Raw genomic sequence first — 18,105 nt, forward strand, 5'->3', positions numbered from 1 at the left:
GATCAGCCGTGCGGCGTTTGGTGTGGGATCAACATCGGGACACCGGACAAGATGAAGCAGGTTGTCACGCGCATTGGGTGTGCACGAAGCGCCGGAACAGGGGCTTGGAGCCGAAGTACATCAGCAAGCCGAGCTCGGTGTCGGTGGCCTTGAGGTAGTGCAGCATCTGCGACTCATGCTGCGGGTGTAGCGTATCAGCGGTCTTGCACTCGACGATCACTTTGCGGTCGACGAGCAGGTCCACGCGATACTGGCCGACGATACGCTCCTTGTAGCGGACGCCGAATGGCACTTCGCGATCAACTGGGATGCCGCGCTCCTGCAGCTCGACATAGAGTGCGTTCCGATAGCACCCCTCGAGGAGTCCGCGGACCATCGTGTTGTACACCTCGTAGAACGCACTGATGATCTGGCCGCTGAGTGCTTGGTGCACTAGCCGCTTCCGTTCAGTTTCAGCCTCGCTCATGCTTGCTCCTGGTTCAGGTGCACACAAGCTGTCATCGTCATCGGCCAACGTACCCACCAATACGTTGCCACCAATCTCTTTCTTACGGCGCTTGCGATGCGATCGCCAAACAGCCTGACCGCTGATCCACGCGAATAACAACACGGATTACCCACAGCGCGACGACGGCTCCGTGCATCCAACGACCAATACACTTGTTGCTGTTCATCCGCGAACATCCGCGCCAATCCGCGGTCCATCTGTTCGTTCAAAGGCTGGAACAACTGCCTGACCGCAGATCCACGCGAATAACGACACGGATTTGCCATGGCGCGACGACGGCTCCGTGCATACAACGACCAATCCAGTTGTTGCTGTTCATCCGCGAACATTCGTGCGAATCCGCGGTCCAGCTGTTCGTTCAAAGGCTGGAACAACAGCGTGACCGCGGATCAGCGCGAATAACAACACGGATTACCCATCGCGCGACGACGGCTCCGTGCACACAGTAACCACTTTGACTGTTGCTGTTCATCCGCGAACATCCGCGCCAATCCGCGGTCCAGCTGTTCGTTCAAAGGCTGGAACAACAGCGTGACCGCGGATCAGCGCGAATAACAACACGGATTTCCCATCGCGCGACGACGGCTCCGTGCACGCAGTAACCACTTTGACTGTTGCTGTTCATCCGCGAACATCCGCGCCAATCCGCGGTCCAGCTGTTCGTTCAAAGGCTGGAACAACAGCGTGACCGCGGATCAGCGCGAATAACGACACGGATTTCCCATCGCGCGACGACGGCTCCGTGCATACAACGACCAATCCAGTTGTTGCTGTTCATTCACGAACATTCGTGCGAATCCGCGGTCCAGCGGTCTGTTGTTCACGTCCCCCGCGGTTTCGCTCTCCTCGTCGCCTCCGCCGTGAGCGGATCCTCCGGCCACGGGTGCCGCGGATAGCGCCCGCGCAATTCCTTCCGTACCTCGAAGTACGAGCTGCGCCAGAAGCCGGCGAGATCCCGTGTGACCTGCACCGGCCGCTGCGCGGGTGACAGCAGCTGCAGCGTGAGCGACACCCGGCCATCCAGCAGCATCGGCGTGCTCGTCCACCCGAACACTTCCTGCAGCTTCACCGCCAACACCGGGGCCGTTGGCTCACCGTAATCCAGCGCAATCCGCGATCCACTCGGCACCTCCAGATGCGTGGGCGCCAGGCGATCCAACGCCGAGCGCTGCGGCCACGGCATCAGCGACTGCAGCGCGTCGTGCCAATCCACCGACGCCAGCTGCCCCCAGGTGCGCACGCCGTCGAGATACGGCCCCGCCCACTGCTCGAGCGACGCCGACAACGCCGCGACCGACACATCAGGCCAGCTCTCGTCATGCGCGTGCACGAACGCCATCCGCTCGCGCAACCGCGACGCCGCCGGCGAGAACGGCAACACGTCGATGCCGCCGCGAGCCAGCTGCGCGCGGATGGCGTCGAGCACGGTCTGCAAGACGACCGTGGCATCCGCGTCGGACCACACCACGTCCTCGATCACCATCGCGCCAAGCATCGTGCGCTTGCGCGCCCGAACGGCTTTGCTGCGCTCATCCCACTCCACCAATTGCACCCGCTCGAACTGCTCGCCGAAATCCTCGCGCAGCTCGTCCAGCGTGATCGGTGCCGCGCGCACAATCCGCGCCTCCGGCGAGGTGCCTTCAAGATCGGCGATCGCCAGATACGGCGCATCATGCAACGCATCGTGCTTTGCCAGCACCGCCCCGCTGCCGTTGCGCAACACGTACCTTGGCTCCGCCCCACTGCGGCGCTGCGCCACGCGGTCGGGATACGCCAACGCCAACAACGAACCCGTGTCGGCGTCGTCCCACGACGCCCGCGACGGAGCACGACCCAATCCCCCGCCGGCGGTGCGACGCGCCAGATCATCAGCCGTCTGTCGGACCCGCCGTACCCCGTCACGATCCACCGCGACTCCCACCACCGCCTGCGCGCCATCGCGTCGCAACAGCTCCGTGCGCAACCGCATGTCCGACTGCGGCGGCAAGCCGTCATGGCGCACGATGTCGCGCTCCTCCAGCAACGCCGCGATCGCGGCCCCCAGAGGCAAGGCCCCACGCTCAGCGGCAACAATCGCCAGATGCGCCAATCGCGGCTGCAGCGGCAGCGCCGCCATGCGACGTCCGTGCGGCGTGATGCGCCCAGCGTCGTCGAGTGCACCGAGCTGCGCCAACAACCCGCGCGCCTGCGCGAACGGACCCGCCCGCGGCACATCCAGCCAGCGCAGCGTGGTGGGATCGCTGATGCCGGCGTCGGCCAGTTCCAACGCCAACGACGACAGGTCGGCGTCCACGATTTCCGGACGCGTGCTGGGCATCAACGCGTGATCCTCGTGCTGGTCCCACAGCCGATAGCTCACCCCCGGCGCCGTGCGCCCCGCGCGACCACGACGTTGATCGGCCGACGCGCGACTCACCCGAACGGTATGCAATCGCGTGAGCCCCGCCGAGGAATCGTAGCGCGGCACGCGTGACAATCCGCAATCGATCACCACGCGCACACCAGCCACCGTGAGACTCGTTTCGGCCACGCTCGTGCTCAACACCACCTTGCGCACGCCCGGCGGTGCCGGTGCCAACGCCGCATCCTGCTCGGCCAGCGGCATGCTGCCGTGCAACGTGTGCACCCGCACGCCGCTCATTCCTTCACCGCTCAACCGTTCCGCCACGCGCCGCTGCTCACCCGCACCCGGCAGGAACACCAGCACATCTCCCTCAGTGGCGTCGATCGCCTCACGAACCACGCGCGCCGTCGTCGCCTCGATGCGTTCATCGCGACGCGGTGCGCGATAGTGCGTCTCGATGGGAAACATGCGCCCCTCGCTGCGAAGCACCGGCGCCGGCCCGCCCTCGTCGGCCAGTAATGCCGACACCGCCACACCATCCAGCGTGGCCGACATCACCAGCACCCGCAGCTCGTCGCGCAGATGGCGCTGCGTCTCGAGCACCAGTGCCAACCCGAGGTCGGCGTGCAGCGACCGTTCGTGAAACTCGTCGAAGATCACGAGACCGATGTCCTCGAGCGCGGCATCGCTGCTCAGCATGCGCGCCAGCACGCCTTCGGTCACCACTTCGATACGCGTACGCGTCGAGATGCGCGTCTCGCCGCGGACACGGTAACCCACCGTCTGCCCAACTTCTTCGCCCAGGATCGACGCCATGAACGACGCCGCGGCGCGAGCGGCGAGGCGACGCGGTTCCAGCATCACCACCTTCGCGCCCCCCAGCCATGGTTCAGCCATGAGCGCCAGTGGCACGCGCGTGGTCTTGCCCGCGCCTGGCGGCGCCTCGAGCACCGCCACGGTGCGCGCGGTCATCGCGGCACGCAGCGATGGGATGATCTCGTCGATCGGGAGTGTGGTCGTGTGTCGCACGGCAGCCGGCTAGCGGCGACGACGCGTTGGCGGCTCGATCTGCTGCACCAGCCACTGCTGCGCGCGCTCGATCACGTCGTCGAAACCGCTGCGCACGCCGCGTACCGTGAGGCGAACCTCCACGCTCGGGGTGATACCGACGCGCTGCAACTGGGCGTCATCCGACCGACGCAGCTCGACGATGGGGAGCGCGACGTTCAACAATCCCGGCAATTCCACGTTCATCACTTCGCCCGGTGCACCCGCGCTGGATGACCCGATGAACGTCACCCGCGCCACGGCATCGAGGGCGATCGCGAGACGCTCCATATCGCCGGCCGTGCGCTCGTCGATCAGTGCCACGATGCGTCCGGCGTAGTGCCCGGTGGTGTCACCGCGGCTCACGCGCGAGCGCGTTTCACGCGTGACGGCGCACAGCGCGCGGGCGTCGCGCAGCGTGGGTGTCGCGCACGGTTCACTGTCGTAGCGCCGCACTTCTCGCGCCGTGACCGCTTCCGGCACGCTGCGCACCGCCGCCAGAATCGCATCGGCCTTTCCGGTGCCCAGCGTGCCGCGCAGGTCCAAAATCCAGCCACGGGCACTGCGTGAGCGCGCCAGGATCGCCGCCGCCGAGTCGACCGGAAGTCGCTCCACGTCGACGTACACGATATCGCCAGACAGCGTGCGCACCGCACTCAGCAGGGGCCGTTCGGCGAGCACCAACGGCGCCACGTACACGGCGCTACGCGGAACGTTCAGCTGTCGCTCGCGATTCATCAGGTCGCGTAGCCGGAACAGCGCGCCGCCGCTCGGGCCGAGTGCCAGCTGCGGCATCAACAGGTGCATGCGGGACCACATGTTCGGCGCCGACACCGCCGTCCGGTGATCGATGATCCACGCCGGCATCGGGAAGCCGTCGGCGGCTGCGACTTCCATCCCCGTTTCGATCCCGAGCGCGGTCGTGACCGAGTCGCGGATCACATGGGTGATGATGGCGCGATCCTCGATCCAGCGCACGCGGAACGGAACCGACGCTATACCGCGTACCGAATCGACCGATGTGCCCCGCAAGTTCGATGGCGTGTCATCGAGGGCCGACACCATCGGCATCAACGCGGCCGCGTACTCGCTCGCCACCCGCGCGGCCTCGAGCTTCGGAATCGTGCGCTCGAGCAGGGCGTCCATGTCCTCGTCGTACAGATCGCGATGGACGTGCCGTACACGGATCGCGCTCCACAATCGCGCGGCCGCCAGCAGGCGCGCCCCCATGAACGGATACGGATCAGTGTCGTAGTAGCGCGGCAACACCGCCGGCGATCGCCGCGCGGGCAGCCGCGAGGCACGCGCCACACGGCTCGTGCGCAGCATCGACAGCGCGGCGCGCAACACCGGCGCACTGTCCGACGCCTGCGCAGCCCGCGGCAGCACCGTATCGGCGATCAACCCCATGCTGCCATCGGCATGCACGAGTTCTCCCGTGCGAAGGCGCACCGACACGCCGTCGGCGATCGGCAACACCACACTCGACACCAGCGGTGTGTCGTCCACGCCCTCCTCGGCAATCAGCGTGGCCCGACCACTCGCGACCAGCGACAACAGCGCGCGCGGCAGCACCGTGGCCTCGTTCGCGAGCACCATGACACGCCGTGGTGACGAGGCCTCCGCGAGCACCGGGCGTCCCGTGCGCATCGTCCATGCATCATCGGGCTGCCACTGCCCATCGGCATACCGCGCCCCACCCACCCGGCGCGTCCGTTCCGAACTGGCGATCGTGAGCGTGCTGTTCAACTGCACGGCCAATCCGGCTCCGCTGACGAATCGATCGACCACCACGCCGAGGCTATCCGCCATCACACCGGAGGTCGCACCTCTCGGCGATCGCGACCCGCGCAAGTCGAGCACCACCCGGGTTGGCGCACCAGCCAGCAGCTCATGGAGCGTCGCGGCGGCGCTGTCGGTCCACAGCGCGTATTGTGCCGATCCCAACGGCACGCGCACGATCAACACACTGTCGCGCGTGCGCTCGCTGCCAATGGCATCGTTCGCCGCCGTACTGGTTGTGCCGACGTCCTCCTCCAGCTCGACCCGCGTGGTCGGGTCCCGCAGCACCGACAGCAGGCGGCGATAGGCGGTGGCCAGCGCTCGCGGATCGTCCGCCGTCCGCACGATCGTGGCCGCGCGGATGAACGCCGAGTCCCACGGCGCGCCTCGTTCGATCACGGCCGGGTGATACAGCGACACCAAATGCCACACCTGCATGAGCCGATGCAGTCGGGCCACCCCCGCCGAGTCCGACGGGGCCGGGTCGGGCTCGGGAAGCTGCGTGTCCACCACCGGCGGCGCGACCACCGGCGGCACCGTCTGATCCGCCGGCGGAACGCCCACCCCCGCATCCGGCGTCGCTGCGAAGAAACGACTGGTGCACCCAGCACTCGCGACGGCGAGGATCATCAGGGCCGCACGCACAGCGACACGGCCGGACATCCGGGGAGCAGGCGGAATCAGCATATTGCGCAAGATACTATCGGCGCCGTTCCCTGTTGGACGGCGCGTCCCGTACCGACCCGCCGCCGTATGACCGTCCGCCTGTACTACACCGACGCCCGTCTCGACCGCTTCACCGCCATCGCCCTCGCGATCTCCGACGACGGCCGTCGCGTGGTGCTCGACCGCACGGCGTTCTATCCCACATCGGGCGGGCAGCCGCACGATCTGGGAACGCTGGGTGGCATCGCCATCGTGGACGTCATCGATGAGGACGACCGCATCGCCCACTCCCTCGCCGAACCGATCGGCGTTCCCGTGGGCGCGATGCTCGAGGGACATATCGATGCCGCGCGGCGCTTCGATCACATGCAGCAGCACACCGGCCAGCACCTGCTGTCGGCCATGCTCGCCGATGAATTCGGCTGGCCCACCGTGAGCGTGCACTTCGGTGACGACACCAACACCGTCGACGTGGCCTGTGCCGACTTCGACGCCGACACCCTCGGCGCCATCGAGCGCCGCGCCAACGCCCTGATCGTGCAGAACCACCGCGTGACGGTGTCCTTCGAAGACGCCGCGCTGGCCATCGGGCTGCGCAAGCCGAGCGACCGCGATGGCGAACTTCGCATCGTGACCATCGAGGGCATCGACCGCAGCGCGTGCGGCGGTACCCACGTCGATTTCACCGGCGAGATCGGCGCCTTGCTGTTACGGCGCGCCGAGAAGACCAAGGGCAACACGCGCATCGAGTTCGTCTGTGGCCATCGCGCCGTGGCCCGCGCCCGACTCGATGCCGAACTCCTCACCAGGACCGCGCGTACGCTGTCGGCGGCGCCGCACGACGTGCCGGGACTCGTGGACCAGCAGGTGCAGCGACTCACCGACGCAGACCGCGAGCGCAAACGGTTGGCCGGTGAACTGGCGCGCTATGAGGCGGCAGAACGGTGGACGGCGTGCATTCCCGGCCGCGACGGCGTGCGGCGGATCGTCGTGTCAACGTCGGGCGCGGTGAAAGAGTCCGAACCGCTCGCCCAGCAGCTCGTCGCCCTCGGGGGCTGCGCCGTTGCGGTGACCAACGCCGCCATGGGCGGCGTGTTGATGGCCACGGCCGCCGACACCGAGATCGATGCCGGGCAGCGACTGCGGGCCGCGCTACAAGCCGTGAACGGTCGTGGCGGCGGATCACCCCGGCTCGCACAGGGTGCCGTCCCCGATCCGTCGCAACTGCCGGCCGTGCTCGAGGCCCTCGGTTTCGCGGAAGCGCTCCCGGGAGCGCCGCCGGAGGCGTAACCCGACCACGTCGAGCTTCCGCGCTCGCCAAAGCACGCCGGGGTGGCCATCCTGTTCCGCACCGGCATCTCACTCACCGTCCGCTCACCGTTCGGAGCGCCCCGCATGAAGATCACCCGCCCGTCCTCCTCGGAACACGCGCCGTTCGCCGGCACCTACATTGACGCCACCGCCAAGGCCCTCGACGCCATGGGGACCGACCACCTCTGGTCGCTGCTGGTGACGCAGCCCATGTCGCTGGTGGAGCTGCTCGATGCCGTCGACCCCGCGCGCGTGAGCTTCGCGTACGCGCCGGGCAAGTGGACGCTGGGCGAGTCGCTGGTGCACGTCTCGGACACCGAGCGGGTGTTCGCCTATCGCCTCCTGCGCGTAGCCCGGGGCGACATGACGCCGTTGCCGGGGTTCGATCAGGATGCATGGGTGCCGGAAAGCCGGACGGCGGGACGGCCACTTGACGACATTCTGACCGAAATCCAGACCGTGCGGGCGGCCACGCTCTCGCTGGTAAAGTCGCTGGACGAGAAAGCCTGGGGCCAAGTCGGTGTGGCCAGCGGACATCCGATCTCCCCGCGGGCGTTGGCCTGGATGATCGCCGGACACTTCGCACACCACCTCGATCTCACCCGCGATCGGTATCTCGCCCCGTGAGTATCGTGCCGGTCTCAGCGTCCGGAATCCGCTAGATTTCCAGTCTGCGGCGCCCACTCCACTGGCGCGCCTCACCTGACCGAGCTTCCGGAGTGATGTCCGTGTCCGCTGTGCCTTCCGCTGCTGCCGTTACCGAGACCGAGCGTCTCGCGATCGATACGATCCGTACCCTGGCCATGGACGCGGTGCAGGCCGCCGAGTCCGGCCACCCGGGCACGCCCATGGCGCTCGCGCCGCTGGCCTACGCGCTGTACACGCGTCACCTGCGTCACGATCCGTCGGCGCCGCTGTGGGCCGACCGCGACCGCTTCGTGCTGTCGGTAGGCCATGCCTCGATGCTGCTGTACGGCACGCTGCACATGGCGGGGTACGACCTGCCGCTGGCCGAGATCAAGCGCTTCCGTCAGTGGCAGAGCCTCACGCCGGGACACCCCGAGGTGCATCACACGCCGGGGGTAGAAACCACCACCGGCCCGCTTGGGCAGGGTGTCGCCAACGCCGTCGGGTTCGCCGTGGCCGAATCGCATCTCGCGGCCACGTTCAATCGCGAAGGTCATGACATCGTCGATCACTACACGTACTTCGTGGCGGGCGACGGCTGCCTCATGGAAGGCATCTCGCACGAAGCGGCCAGCTATGCCGGTCACTTCAAGCTCGGCAAGCTGATCGGCTTCTTCGACGACAACGGCATTACGATCGACGGCAGCACCGATCTCTCGTGCAGCGACAACGCCGAGCAGCGCTTCGCCGCCTACGGCTGGCAGGTGTTGCACGTGCACGACGTGAACGATCTCGCCGCCATCGATGCCGCGATCGCCGAAGCGAAGGCCGATACGCAGCGGCCCACGATGATCATCACGAAGACGCACATCGGCTTCGGGTCGCCCAACAAGCAGGACACCGCGAAGGCGCACGGTGAACCGTTGGGCGCCGCCGAAATTGCGCTCACGAAAACGGCGTACGGCTGGCCCAGCACCGAACCGTTCTTCGTCCCCGATGCGGCGCGCGCGCATTGGACCGAGCGGGTGGCCACGCAGGCCGCGTCGCATACCGAGTGGAAGGGCAAGTGGGCAGCGTATCAGGCGGCGCATCCCGAGTTGGCTGCCGAGTTGCTGCGTCGTAACGAAGGAAAGGTGACGGCCGCGCTCGACGGTGCGTTCCCGGTGTTCGACGCCAAGAGCGGCAACGTGGCCAGTCGTGCGGCGAGTGGTGTGGTGATCAACGCGATCGCTGCCGCCGCGCCGGAGTTGGTGGGTGGCAGCGCCGATCTCACGGGATCGAACCTCACGAACGTGAAGGGCGCGACGTACTACGCCCCCACGGCCGCCGCCGGTCGCAACTTCCATTTCGGCATTCGCGAACATGCGATGGGCGCGATCATGAACGGCATGGGACTGCACGGCGGCATCATCCCCTACGGCGGCACGTTCCTGGTGTTCAGCGACTACATGCGTCCGGCCATTCGCCTGGCCGCCCTCATGGGCGTACAGGCGATCTATGTGTTCACGCACGATTCCATCGGACTCGGCGAAGACGGACCCACGCATCAGCCCATCGAGCATCTCACGGCGCTGCGCTGCATTCCGAATTTGCTGGTGCTGCGTCCGGCCGATGCCGACGAAGTCAGCGAGGCGTGGCGCGTGGCGATCGCACATCGCACCGGTCCGTCGGCCATCGTGCTCACGCGTCAGAAGCTGTCGTACTACAACGAGCCGGCGCGAGCGCGCGCGGGTGTGCCGCGCGGGGCCTACGTGGTGGCGGACACGAACGGCGTGCCGAACGTGGTGCTGATGGCGAGCGGCTCGGAAGTCGAGATCGCGCTGGCCGCTCGTGAAAAGCTGGCGGCGGGTGGTGTGAGCGCACGGGTGGTGAGCTGCCCCAGCCTCGAACTGTTCGCGACGCAGGACGCGGCATATCGCGCGGGTGTGCTGCCCGCCGGCGTGCCGCGTGTGGCGGTGGAAGCGGCGCACCCGATGTCGTGGTACCAGTGGGTGGGCGACACGGGCGCGATCGTGGGAATCTCCACCTTCGGCGCCAGCGCCCCGGCACCCACGCTGTACGAGAAGTACGGCATGTCCGCCGACAACGTGGCGGCCACTGTGACGGAGTTACTGGGCGCCTAGTCAGTTTGGTATGACACGTCTCATGGCCTTCATCGGCGCCACCATCGGTGGATACGCCGGATGGGCCGCCGGCGAACCGTTCGGGATCTTCACCGCGTTCGTCGTGAGCATCGTGCTCACGGCAGCGGGTGGGTATTACGGACGGAAAGTCGGGAAGCACTACGGCGGCTAGGGCGCGTTGCTGACGGATCGCTGAACTGATCACGCAGAGAAAAACGCAGAGGGCGCAGAGGCCGCAGAGAAGAACACGCTCTGCGATCCCTGCGCCCTCTGCGTCTCCGCGTGATCAGTTCAACCCATCACACGAACCAGGCTTACGGGGCACACCGCGCCAGCGCGACCGGGCAACGCTCCGGATCGCGCGCCGGTGCGCTGCCCTGTCCGCCAGGGCCACCGAACGTGTAGAGCGGCAGCTGCAGCGTCTGCAACTCGCGACCCGGAATCGGGAAGTGAACCGGCGTGCCTTCGGGCAGCGTGCGCCAGCCGCGTGCGTCGAAGAACGCCACGACGCCGCTCACACCGGCGCCCTCGATGCCCTTCTCGTAGCGCAGCGCATCCCACAGGCTGCCGCACCCGCCAGCTTCCTTGCGCGGCACGCAGCCCGGTTCGTTTGGCGGACCATCCACCGTGACCGGCGGCAGTTCACCGTTGGCGACGCGCGACTTGTTGATCAGCGGCACCGCTTCGCTCGCGCGACCGAGACGAATGAGTGCCTCGGCCTTGAGCAGATCCATCTCCGTCACCGTCATCGCGACCTGCGGACCCGTCTGGTACGTGAGATCCACACCGTTGCGCTTGTAGAAATAGTGCGAGAAGCGATACGTGCCGCGGGCCGCCTGGAAGATGTTGTTCAGGTTGTAGCCCATGTACTTACCCACCGACGCTGGTCCGGTCGTGCCCTGAATGCGACGATCCTTCGTGCGCATCTGGAACGCGACCCGCGAATCATTCGGCGTGGCCACCCAGTTCTTCCAGCCGTCGGTCGAGTCGGCCGGCCCCACGAGCCAGTAGCTCGGACGACCAAAGTCGGACGGACGGCCGGCCGTACGCAGACGCGCGATCAAGCGCTTCCAGTCATCGAAGAACACATCAGGCTGTGCCGATGGCGCAAAATCCGTCTGAATACCGGCGTCGACGCGACGAATCACTTCCGCCCAGTTCACCGCCGCACGCTCTTCACGAGTGCGGGCCGAATACACCAGGAGCCGTGCCGCAAACGAGTTGGCCACGCGCACGAACTGATCCTTCGTGAGCGCCTGAAACAGCCAGCTCTCCACCGGGAACGTCATCGTGGGCTGCGCGTTGGCGGTTGTAATGGCCGCGTCAAGCTGCGTGATGCCGAACGTCGTGACCACCTTGTAGTCCACGAATGTCGGCGCCTTGCCCGTGAGCGTATCCAGCTTCGTCGTCTCGTCGACCAACGCGGCCTTGTCGAAGTACAGACCGAGATAGCCATACGAGATCCCCTGCATGAACTTGCCCATCGCCTTCGCCCGAGCGGTGCGCGCGGCCGTCTCGATCACGAGCCCGCGATCGATCGCCCCCACGACGTCGTTCGCCGCCGAGATCGTGCGATACAGCTGATACCACGGCTGCTCATTCACCTGCCGGCGCGCATTCACGGGACTGTTATTCCACGACTGACGCGGCTCCGTCGACAGTTCGAGCTGACCGAAGTCGGCAAACCCTGAGGTCATCTCACGCGCCATGGTGCTGAACGCCCACGACGGGTAGTCATCGTGCCCGGCCACCGGCCACCAGGTACGAAACGACGTGGCCACGAACGATTCCGTTGTCACCGGCTGCGCCGTCGCGCGCGCGGCATCGGGCCGGTTGGGATTCACCACATTCAGGTCCTGACAGGACGCCGCGATGATGGTGAGGCCAATCGGCAAAGCGAACTTCTTGAGAGTCGAATTCATGAGTTGAGGCTCGCCGATCAAAAGGTGATTTCGAAGCTGCCCGTCAACGTGCGATAGCGCGGATACGAGAAGCTGTCGAGGCGATTGAGCACACTGCCCACTTCGGGGTCGTACCCCTTGTAGCGCGTGAGCGTCACCAGATTACGGCCGATGAGCGACACCGAGGCCTGCTCGGCACCCAGACGCGCCAAGGCACGAGCGAAGCTGCTCGGCAAACGGTACTTGAGCGACAGCTCACGCAGTTTCACGAAGCTCGCATCTTCCACGAAGTAGCTCGTGGGATCGGCAGCTGAATAGAGCGCCACGTAGTACTCGATGGGCTTCTTGAGCTCCTGTGCCTTACCCCCCTGATCCACATCGCGGCTGCGCTGATACTGGTACATGCGCTGGTTGGTCTGGTTGTACACGTCGCCGCCGACCTGCGCATCCCACAGCATGAACAGCTGCACCCCGCGCCAGCCGATCGTGTTCGACACACCGAAACGGAAGTCCGGGTTGCCATCACCAATGCGAGTGACGGCGGCATTGCCCGTCGAATCGGTGGCACGCACCGGCATGCCCCACTGGTACGACTGGCTGCCGATCGTCACCGCTGGCGAACCCCACAGGCGCTTGGTTTCGCCGTCGGTGTAGGCGTTGCCGGCACCGACGTACACCAACAACCCTTCGTCGTTGCGCGCGAACTCGCCCGCGCGCGACTGCGCGTCGGCCGGCAACTCTTTCGCGTCCCCGATGAAACGGAACCCGTACATGTTGCCGAGCGTCTCGCCGGCGCAGCGGAAACCCACCGTGGCGGTGGTGAAGCACGGGCGGTTGAACTCGGTGATCTTGTTGCGTGACCGATCGGCAACCACACCGGCACGCCACGTGAACGTGGGCTTGCGCACGATCTGCGCTTCGAGCGTCGCCTCGTAGGTGTTGCCGGTTACCGTGCCCGCGTTCTGCCACTGGTTGGCGTAGCCGAAGTATCCGGCCAACGGAATCAGCAAGAGCTGATCGGACGTGGTCTGACGCGCATACGAGAGCTGAATCGAGTAGCGATTCTTTACGATGGCATCGATGCCGAGTTCGGTTTCCTTGGAGTACTCGGGCTTCAGGAACTTGTTGCCGAGGTTCTGCTTCACCAGGCCGCCGCCTTCGATGAAGTTGAACGTCTCGAACTGGTCGTTAAAGTCGGGACGGCCACCGGCCGTTCCCTGCGACGCGCGGAGCTTGAACTCGTTGAAGACGCTCTTGAGTGGGAACCAGGTCTCTTCGGAAATGCGGTACGCTGCCGAGCCGCGGTAGTACCAGTTCTCCTGCTCTTCCGGACCGAACAGTGAACTGCCGTCCATACGAGCGAGACCATCCACAATGAGCTTTCCGCGATAATCCGCAGCACCGCTCACGAAGAACGAGTTGGTCCGGATCGTCTCGCTCGTGGAGTTCACGAAGCGAACCGTGGCGTTGTTCAAGCTGTTCACGCCCGGGGTCGAGAAGATCTGACCGCTCGCGTTCACGAGATCATTCGTCTCGCGTTCCATCAAACCACGTAGCGTGCTGCGCAGCGTGAAGCTGCCGACACGCTTGAGGAGGTTGGCGGACAGGGAGGCGTTCAGCGCGTCGGTGATGCCGTTGAAGCGCGAGATCTCGCCAGGGCCACCGTTGCCGAAGCCTTCCGTCTTCACGCCCTGGTCGAGGAAGAAGTCGGTCGAGCGATCGGAACGATCGTACGACACGTTGCCGTCAACCGTGAGCCACGACCGGGGGGTGTAGCGCGCTTCCATGGCGCCCTGCGTGCGGGCACGATTCCGATTACGCTTTTCGGTGGACAGCACGTACAGCGGGTTCTCTTCACGGCCTTCGAAATCGGGCTGGAAGATGAACGGCGTGCCGTCGGGATCAGGCTGACGCAGATCGACGTCCGGCGCCTGATTGATCAGGTCGAAGAACGTGTCGTCGTACAGATTCAAGCGCGTGGACCGACTGTGGTACGCACTCACGCCGATGCTGAGATCGCTCCGCGGACGATGGTCGAGATTGAGTCGGAAGTCGTTCTGATTGTAGCGGCCACTGTTCAGAACCACGCCGTCTTCCGTCTGGTTCACATACGAGAAGAACCAGTTCGTTTTCCCCCCGTTCTGCGCGATGTTCAGCGAGTTCCGGGTGAAGTCGCCGGGATTGAAGAAGCGATCCACCTGATCGTAGAACGTGCCCGCCTTGAAGGGGTTGTCCTGAAAGCGCGCGTAGATGGGGTCCGGCACGCGCTGCTCACGGGGAACCACCTGCCCCGCCGCGTTCAGGAACTCCCCCTTTTCATTTGAGAGGAAGGAATGCTGCTGCGCCCAGTTCACCTTGCGACCGAGTTCGTTGTTTCCATACTCGGTGCGAACCGTGAACTTCGTGGTGCCTTCAGCGAGTCCGGTACCGCGACGCGTGCGGATCTGGATCACTCCCGACGACGCGCGTGAGCCGTACAGCGAGGCGGCGGCCGCACCCTTCACGACTTCCACGCTCTCGATATCCATCGACTGGAGATCGGCGCTGGCCGCGTCGAACGAAGCCGATTGAATCACGCCGTCGACCACGACCAGTGGGGAGTTGCCCTTGCTGATCGAGGTGGGCGTGCGCAGCTGAATGTTCGTACCGCTACCGGCCTGTCCCGTGGGGATCACGCTCACACCGGCGATCTTGCCCTGAATGGTCTCGAGGGCGTTGGTGGCGGGAACCGGCGCGTCTTCGGCGCTCACGCGCCCTACCGAGAATGGCACGCGAGTGCCTGATGCCGGATCAACGACGCCGGTCGTCACCATCGCCTGCAGATTCAGCGCCGCCGCCGACATCTTGACGTCGTACGTCAGCGTGCCGCCGGCCGCGACGACGATGCCGACACGTACGACACGGCGATAGCCCAATCGAATGGCCTCGAGCCCGTAGGAGCCCGGCGATACCGTGGGGAAGGTGAAGCGACCCTCAGGGCCGGTGCGCGCCTCGAGTCGAATGGTGCCGCGCGAGAGGAACAGCTGCACCGCCTGCAGCGGCTGTCCCGACGCGGAGTCGGACACGACACCCACGACCCGACCCGGGGCCGCGGTCTGCGCGTGGAGTACCTGGGTGCCGGCCACGCCGAACACCAGTGAGGCCGCGAGCACGAGCGGCGCGGCGAAGCGAGGGACCATCTTTCCTCCGAGGGGAACGTGCAGACCTAAACACAGCGGCAGGCGGCATCGCGTGTGCGACACAGCCTGCCTCGACGCATTGCGAGCGTAACGCACCGGTAACTATAACAAAGAAGACCTCCGCGACGTCAGACGGCAGGTCCCCGATGCGCCGTTACGGATGGAACCAGAACGACGCGGTCGCATGGTCGAAGCGCCTTCCTGGCAGGGATCGCCAATTGCGAGCGGATGAACGCGCTCTATGTACGTTTCAGCCCGCAAATAACGCAGCTCGCGCATCGGTGGTCAGTGGTCAGAGTTCGGGCGGCAGACTGCTGATCGTGGTCAGAATTCAGCAGCTACGGTGCTCACTGTCGAGAGTTTCCTTACTGCCCGTGGGCCGGCGAGGTCGGTTCCGGCAATTGGCTCCCGACAAAAGCGACTGCCGAGCGAAGTCCCCGAGGATCGACAGATCCAGGAAACCCGCTCGGCACTGTGGACTGTCGTTGCTGAATTCCGAACACTATACCCAGTCAGACGCCGGTATTCTGACCACAGTGTACTGGGCCGTTCAATCCTCAATCCGCCGCAGTGCCCGCCCCGCCAACACGTTCGCCATCCGTCGCTCCTGCACCGCCGCCTGTCCGTTCACGAACACCCACACCATGCCCGTGGACAGCGTGGTCGGCTCCACATAGGTCGCGTGGTCCCGAATCGTCTTGGGATCGAACACGATCACATCGGCGAACGCACCGGCCCGTAGCACGCCACGATCGGGAATGCGGTACGTCTCGGCCACCTGCCCCGACGACGCGCGTACCATCCGCTCCATCGTGATCACCGGCTTGTCGAGTACGTACCGACGAATCTTGCGCGGGTACGTTCCATACAAGCGCGGATGTCCACCCGAGCCGTCGGAGCTCGTCATCACGTAGGGATCCTTCATGAAGGTCTCGATGTCGGCCTCGGTCATGTTGAAGCTCGCGACGCTCATGTCGAGCCCCTCGTGGATCATGGCCAGTGCCGTTTCCACCGCCGGCATGTTCCGCTCGGCGGCCGCCTGCTTGAGTGTCTTGCCGATATACGACGTGGCCGCCGCACTGCCACCGGTCAGCAGCAACGTGCTGTCACCACCGCGGCGACGCAGGTTGTCGCGCATTTCCACCAGCATCTTCTCCCGCAGCGCGGCATCGGCGATGCGCAGCGTGAGCGAATCACTGCCGCCCGCCTGCGCCCAGCGCGGTAGCAGCGCGGCACTCAAGCCTGTTCCGCTCGCCGTCCAGGGATACTGATCGGCCGTGACCACGCAACCCTTGGCGCGCGCCTCGCGCATGATGCCCAGCACGCTGTCGGCTTTGCCCCACACATCCACGCCCAGCGTCTTGATGTGTCCCACGTTGGCCGTGAGCCCGGATTCGCAGCCGATACGAATGGTTTCGCGCACCGACGCGAGGAGGCCAATGGTGTAGCTCGACTCATCACGCTGATGCGTGTCGTACACGCCGCCGAACGGCTTGGCGGCCGAGATCACAGCGATCGCCTCGGCGGTGCTGGCGTAGCTTTGCGGCGCGTAGAACAAGCCTGATCCGACACCGAACGCCCCTTCCCGCATGGCCTTCGTGATGAGTGCACGCATGGAGTCGATCTGCACCGTCGTGGCCGGCGCTGACGACGCACCCATCACATTCGCGCGTACGGTGCCGAATCCCACCGTGGCATAGGCGTTGGTGCCAAGGCCCAGCTTCTCGGATTCGTCGAGCACGCGCTTCACGTCGAACGGTCCGCGACCATCGGGGCCGATCGTCACGGTGGTCACGCCCTGCATCAATGACGACGCGCTCAGGCGCCGCTCGGCATTCAGGCGCGGCAGCCCTTCATAGGCATGCGTATGCGGATCGATGAACCCCGGCGACACGATCAGCCCCGTGGCGTCGATGCGTCGCGTAGCCGTGGTGCCGGGCGGGATCGCACCCACGAACGCAATGCGGTCACCGCGAATACCGACGTTGGTGATGCGCCCGGGGGCACCAGTGCCGTCGTAGACCATCGCGCCAGTGATCAGCACGTCGACAGCGCTTTGCGCTTGCAAGGCGGCCGCAGGCGGAAGCGCAGCAGCGACCACGCCGAGCAACGCGGCGCGACGGACGAACGAGATGAGCGTCATGATTGGAGAATATGTGTTGAAAGCGCTACGACAGAGGCGCCGCACCGCACACCAGCGTCGCGGCGGCCAAGTCTTCGAGCGCGAGTCCAACCGACTTGAACAGCGTGATCTGCGCACGATTCGTGCGCCCCACCGTGGTACCCGCCACCAGCTCGCGCAGCTCGGCGACCACCTGCGCGCGTCCGATCACGCCACGCGCCATCGGATCCACCAGATCGCCGGCTTCGCTCAACGCGCCCTCGTAGCTGTCCACCACGATGCGACTCACCCGCATCGTGTGGTCGTCGGCTTCGCGCATGGCGGGGGTGAACCCACCCACGAGGTCCACGTGCGTGCCGGGCGACAGCCATGCACCATGAAGCACCGGCGTGCGCGACGTCGTGGCCGCGCACACGATCTGCGACGCGGCCACGGCGGTGGGCAGGGCCTCGGGGTCGCCAGCGCAGGCTTCCACCGGCAGTCCTTCGCTCGCCA

General features: G+C 65.9%; 10 protein-coding genes and 1 pseudogene. 4 read left to right on the plus strand and 7 right to left on the minus strand.

Annotated elements, in window-relative coordinates; all coding sequences use genetic code 11:
• Positions 1 to 64: 64 nt before the first annotated feature.
• From ACIRA7_RS06420 to ACIRA7_RS06430, 3 genes are all read right to left on the minus strand, one after another.
• Entirely contained in the window at positions 65 to 466 is a 402-nt protein-coding gene (locus ACIRA7_RS06420; protein WP_396220017.1) for a GxxExxY protein, read from the minus strand.
• Between the two features lie 862 nt (positions 467 to 1,328).
• Positions 1,329 to 3,881 (minus strand): ATP-dependent helicase HrpB, encoded by a 2,553-nt coding sequence (gene hrpB / locus ACIRA7_RS06425; protein WP_396220018.1) that lies wholly within the window; start codon positions 3,879 to 3,881, stop codon positions 1,329 to 1,331.
• 9 nt (positions 3,882 to 3,890) lie between these two features.
• Entirely contained in the window at positions 3,891 to 6,368 is a 2,478-nt protein-coding gene (locus ACIRA7_RS06430) for a S41 family peptidase (RefSeq protein WP_396220019.1), read from the minus strand.
• 66 nt (positions 6,369 to 6,434) lie between these two features.
• On the opposite strand from ACIRA7_RS06430, the gene ACIRA7_RS06435 reads away from it, so the two are divergent.
• The 4 genes from ACIRA7_RS06435 to ACIRA7_RS06450 all read left to right on the plus strand — a co-directional run bounded on the left by ACIRA7_RS06435 (position 6,435) and on the right by ACIRA7_RS06450 (position 10,580).
• Complete coding sequence (locus ACIRA7_RS06435; protein WP_396220020.1) at positions 6,435 to 7,637, plus strand: alanyl-tRNA editing protein; 1,203 nt, start codon at positions 6,435 to 6,437, stop codon at positions 7,635 to 7,637.
• Between the two features lie 105 nt (positions 7,638 to 7,742).
• Positions 7,743 to 8,285 carry a DinB family protein gene (locus tag ACIRA7_RS06440; RefSeq protein ID WP_396220021.1) on the plus strand — a complete coding sequence of 181 codons (543 nt, stop codon included), beginning with the start codon at positions 7,743 to 7,745 and terminating at the stop codon, positions 8,283 to 8,285.
• 95 nt (positions 8,286 to 8,380) lie between these two features.
• A complete protein-coding gene (gene tkt / locus ACIRA7_RS06445; RefSeq protein ID WP_396220022.1) occupies positions 8,381 to 10,408 on the plus strand; it encodes a transketolase in 2,028 nt (675 codons plus the stop codon).
• 10 nt (positions 10,409 to 10,418) lie between these two features.
• Positions 10,419 to 10,580 carry a hypothetical protein gene (locus ACIRA7_RS06450; RefSeq protein WP_396220024.1) on the plus strand — a complete coding sequence of 54 codons (162 nt, stop codon included), beginning with the start codon at positions 10,419 to 10,421 and terminating at the stop codon, positions 10,578 to 10,580.
• A gap of 142 nt (positions 10,581 to 10,722) precedes the next feature.
• Here ACIRA7_RS06450 and ACIRA7_RS06455 read toward each other — a convergent pair whose 3' ends face one another.
• The 4 genes and pseudogenes from ACIRA7_RS06455 to ACIRA7_RS06470 all read right to left on the minus strand — a co-directional run.
• On the minus strand, positions 10,723 to 12,330 hold the full coding sequence (locus ACIRA7_RS06455) for a hypothetical protein (RefSeq protein ID WP_396220025.1): 1,608 nt from the start codon (positions 12,328 to 12,330) through the stop codon (positions 10,723 to 10,725).
• A 17-nt stretch (positions 12,331 to 12,347) separates the two neighbouring features.
• Positions 12,348 to 15,488, minus strand: coding sequence for a SusC/RagA family TonB-linked outer membrane protein (locus ACIRA7_RS06460; RefSeq protein WP_396220026.1), 3,141 nt, complete (start codon positions 15,486 to 15,488; stop codon positions 12,348 to 12,350).
• Positions 15,489 to 16,038: 550 nt separating this feature from the next.
• Complete coding sequence (locus tag ACIRA7_RS06465) at positions 16,039 to 17,631, minus strand: amidohydrolase family protein (protein ID WP_396220027.1); 1,593 nt, start codon at positions 17,629 to 17,631, stop codon at positions 16,039 to 16,041.
• A 25-nt stretch (positions 17,632 to 17,656) separates the two neighbouring features.
• A pseudogene (locus tag ACIRA7_RS06470) lies at positions 17,657 to 18,105 on the minus strand (ornithine cyclodeaminase family protein); the annotation flags it as partial.

This window comes from Gemmatimonas sp., assembly GCF_044376735.1.
Taxonomy (GTDB): Bacteria; Gemmatimonadota; Gemmatimonadetes; order Gemmatimonadales; family Gemmatimonadaceae; genus Gemmatimonas.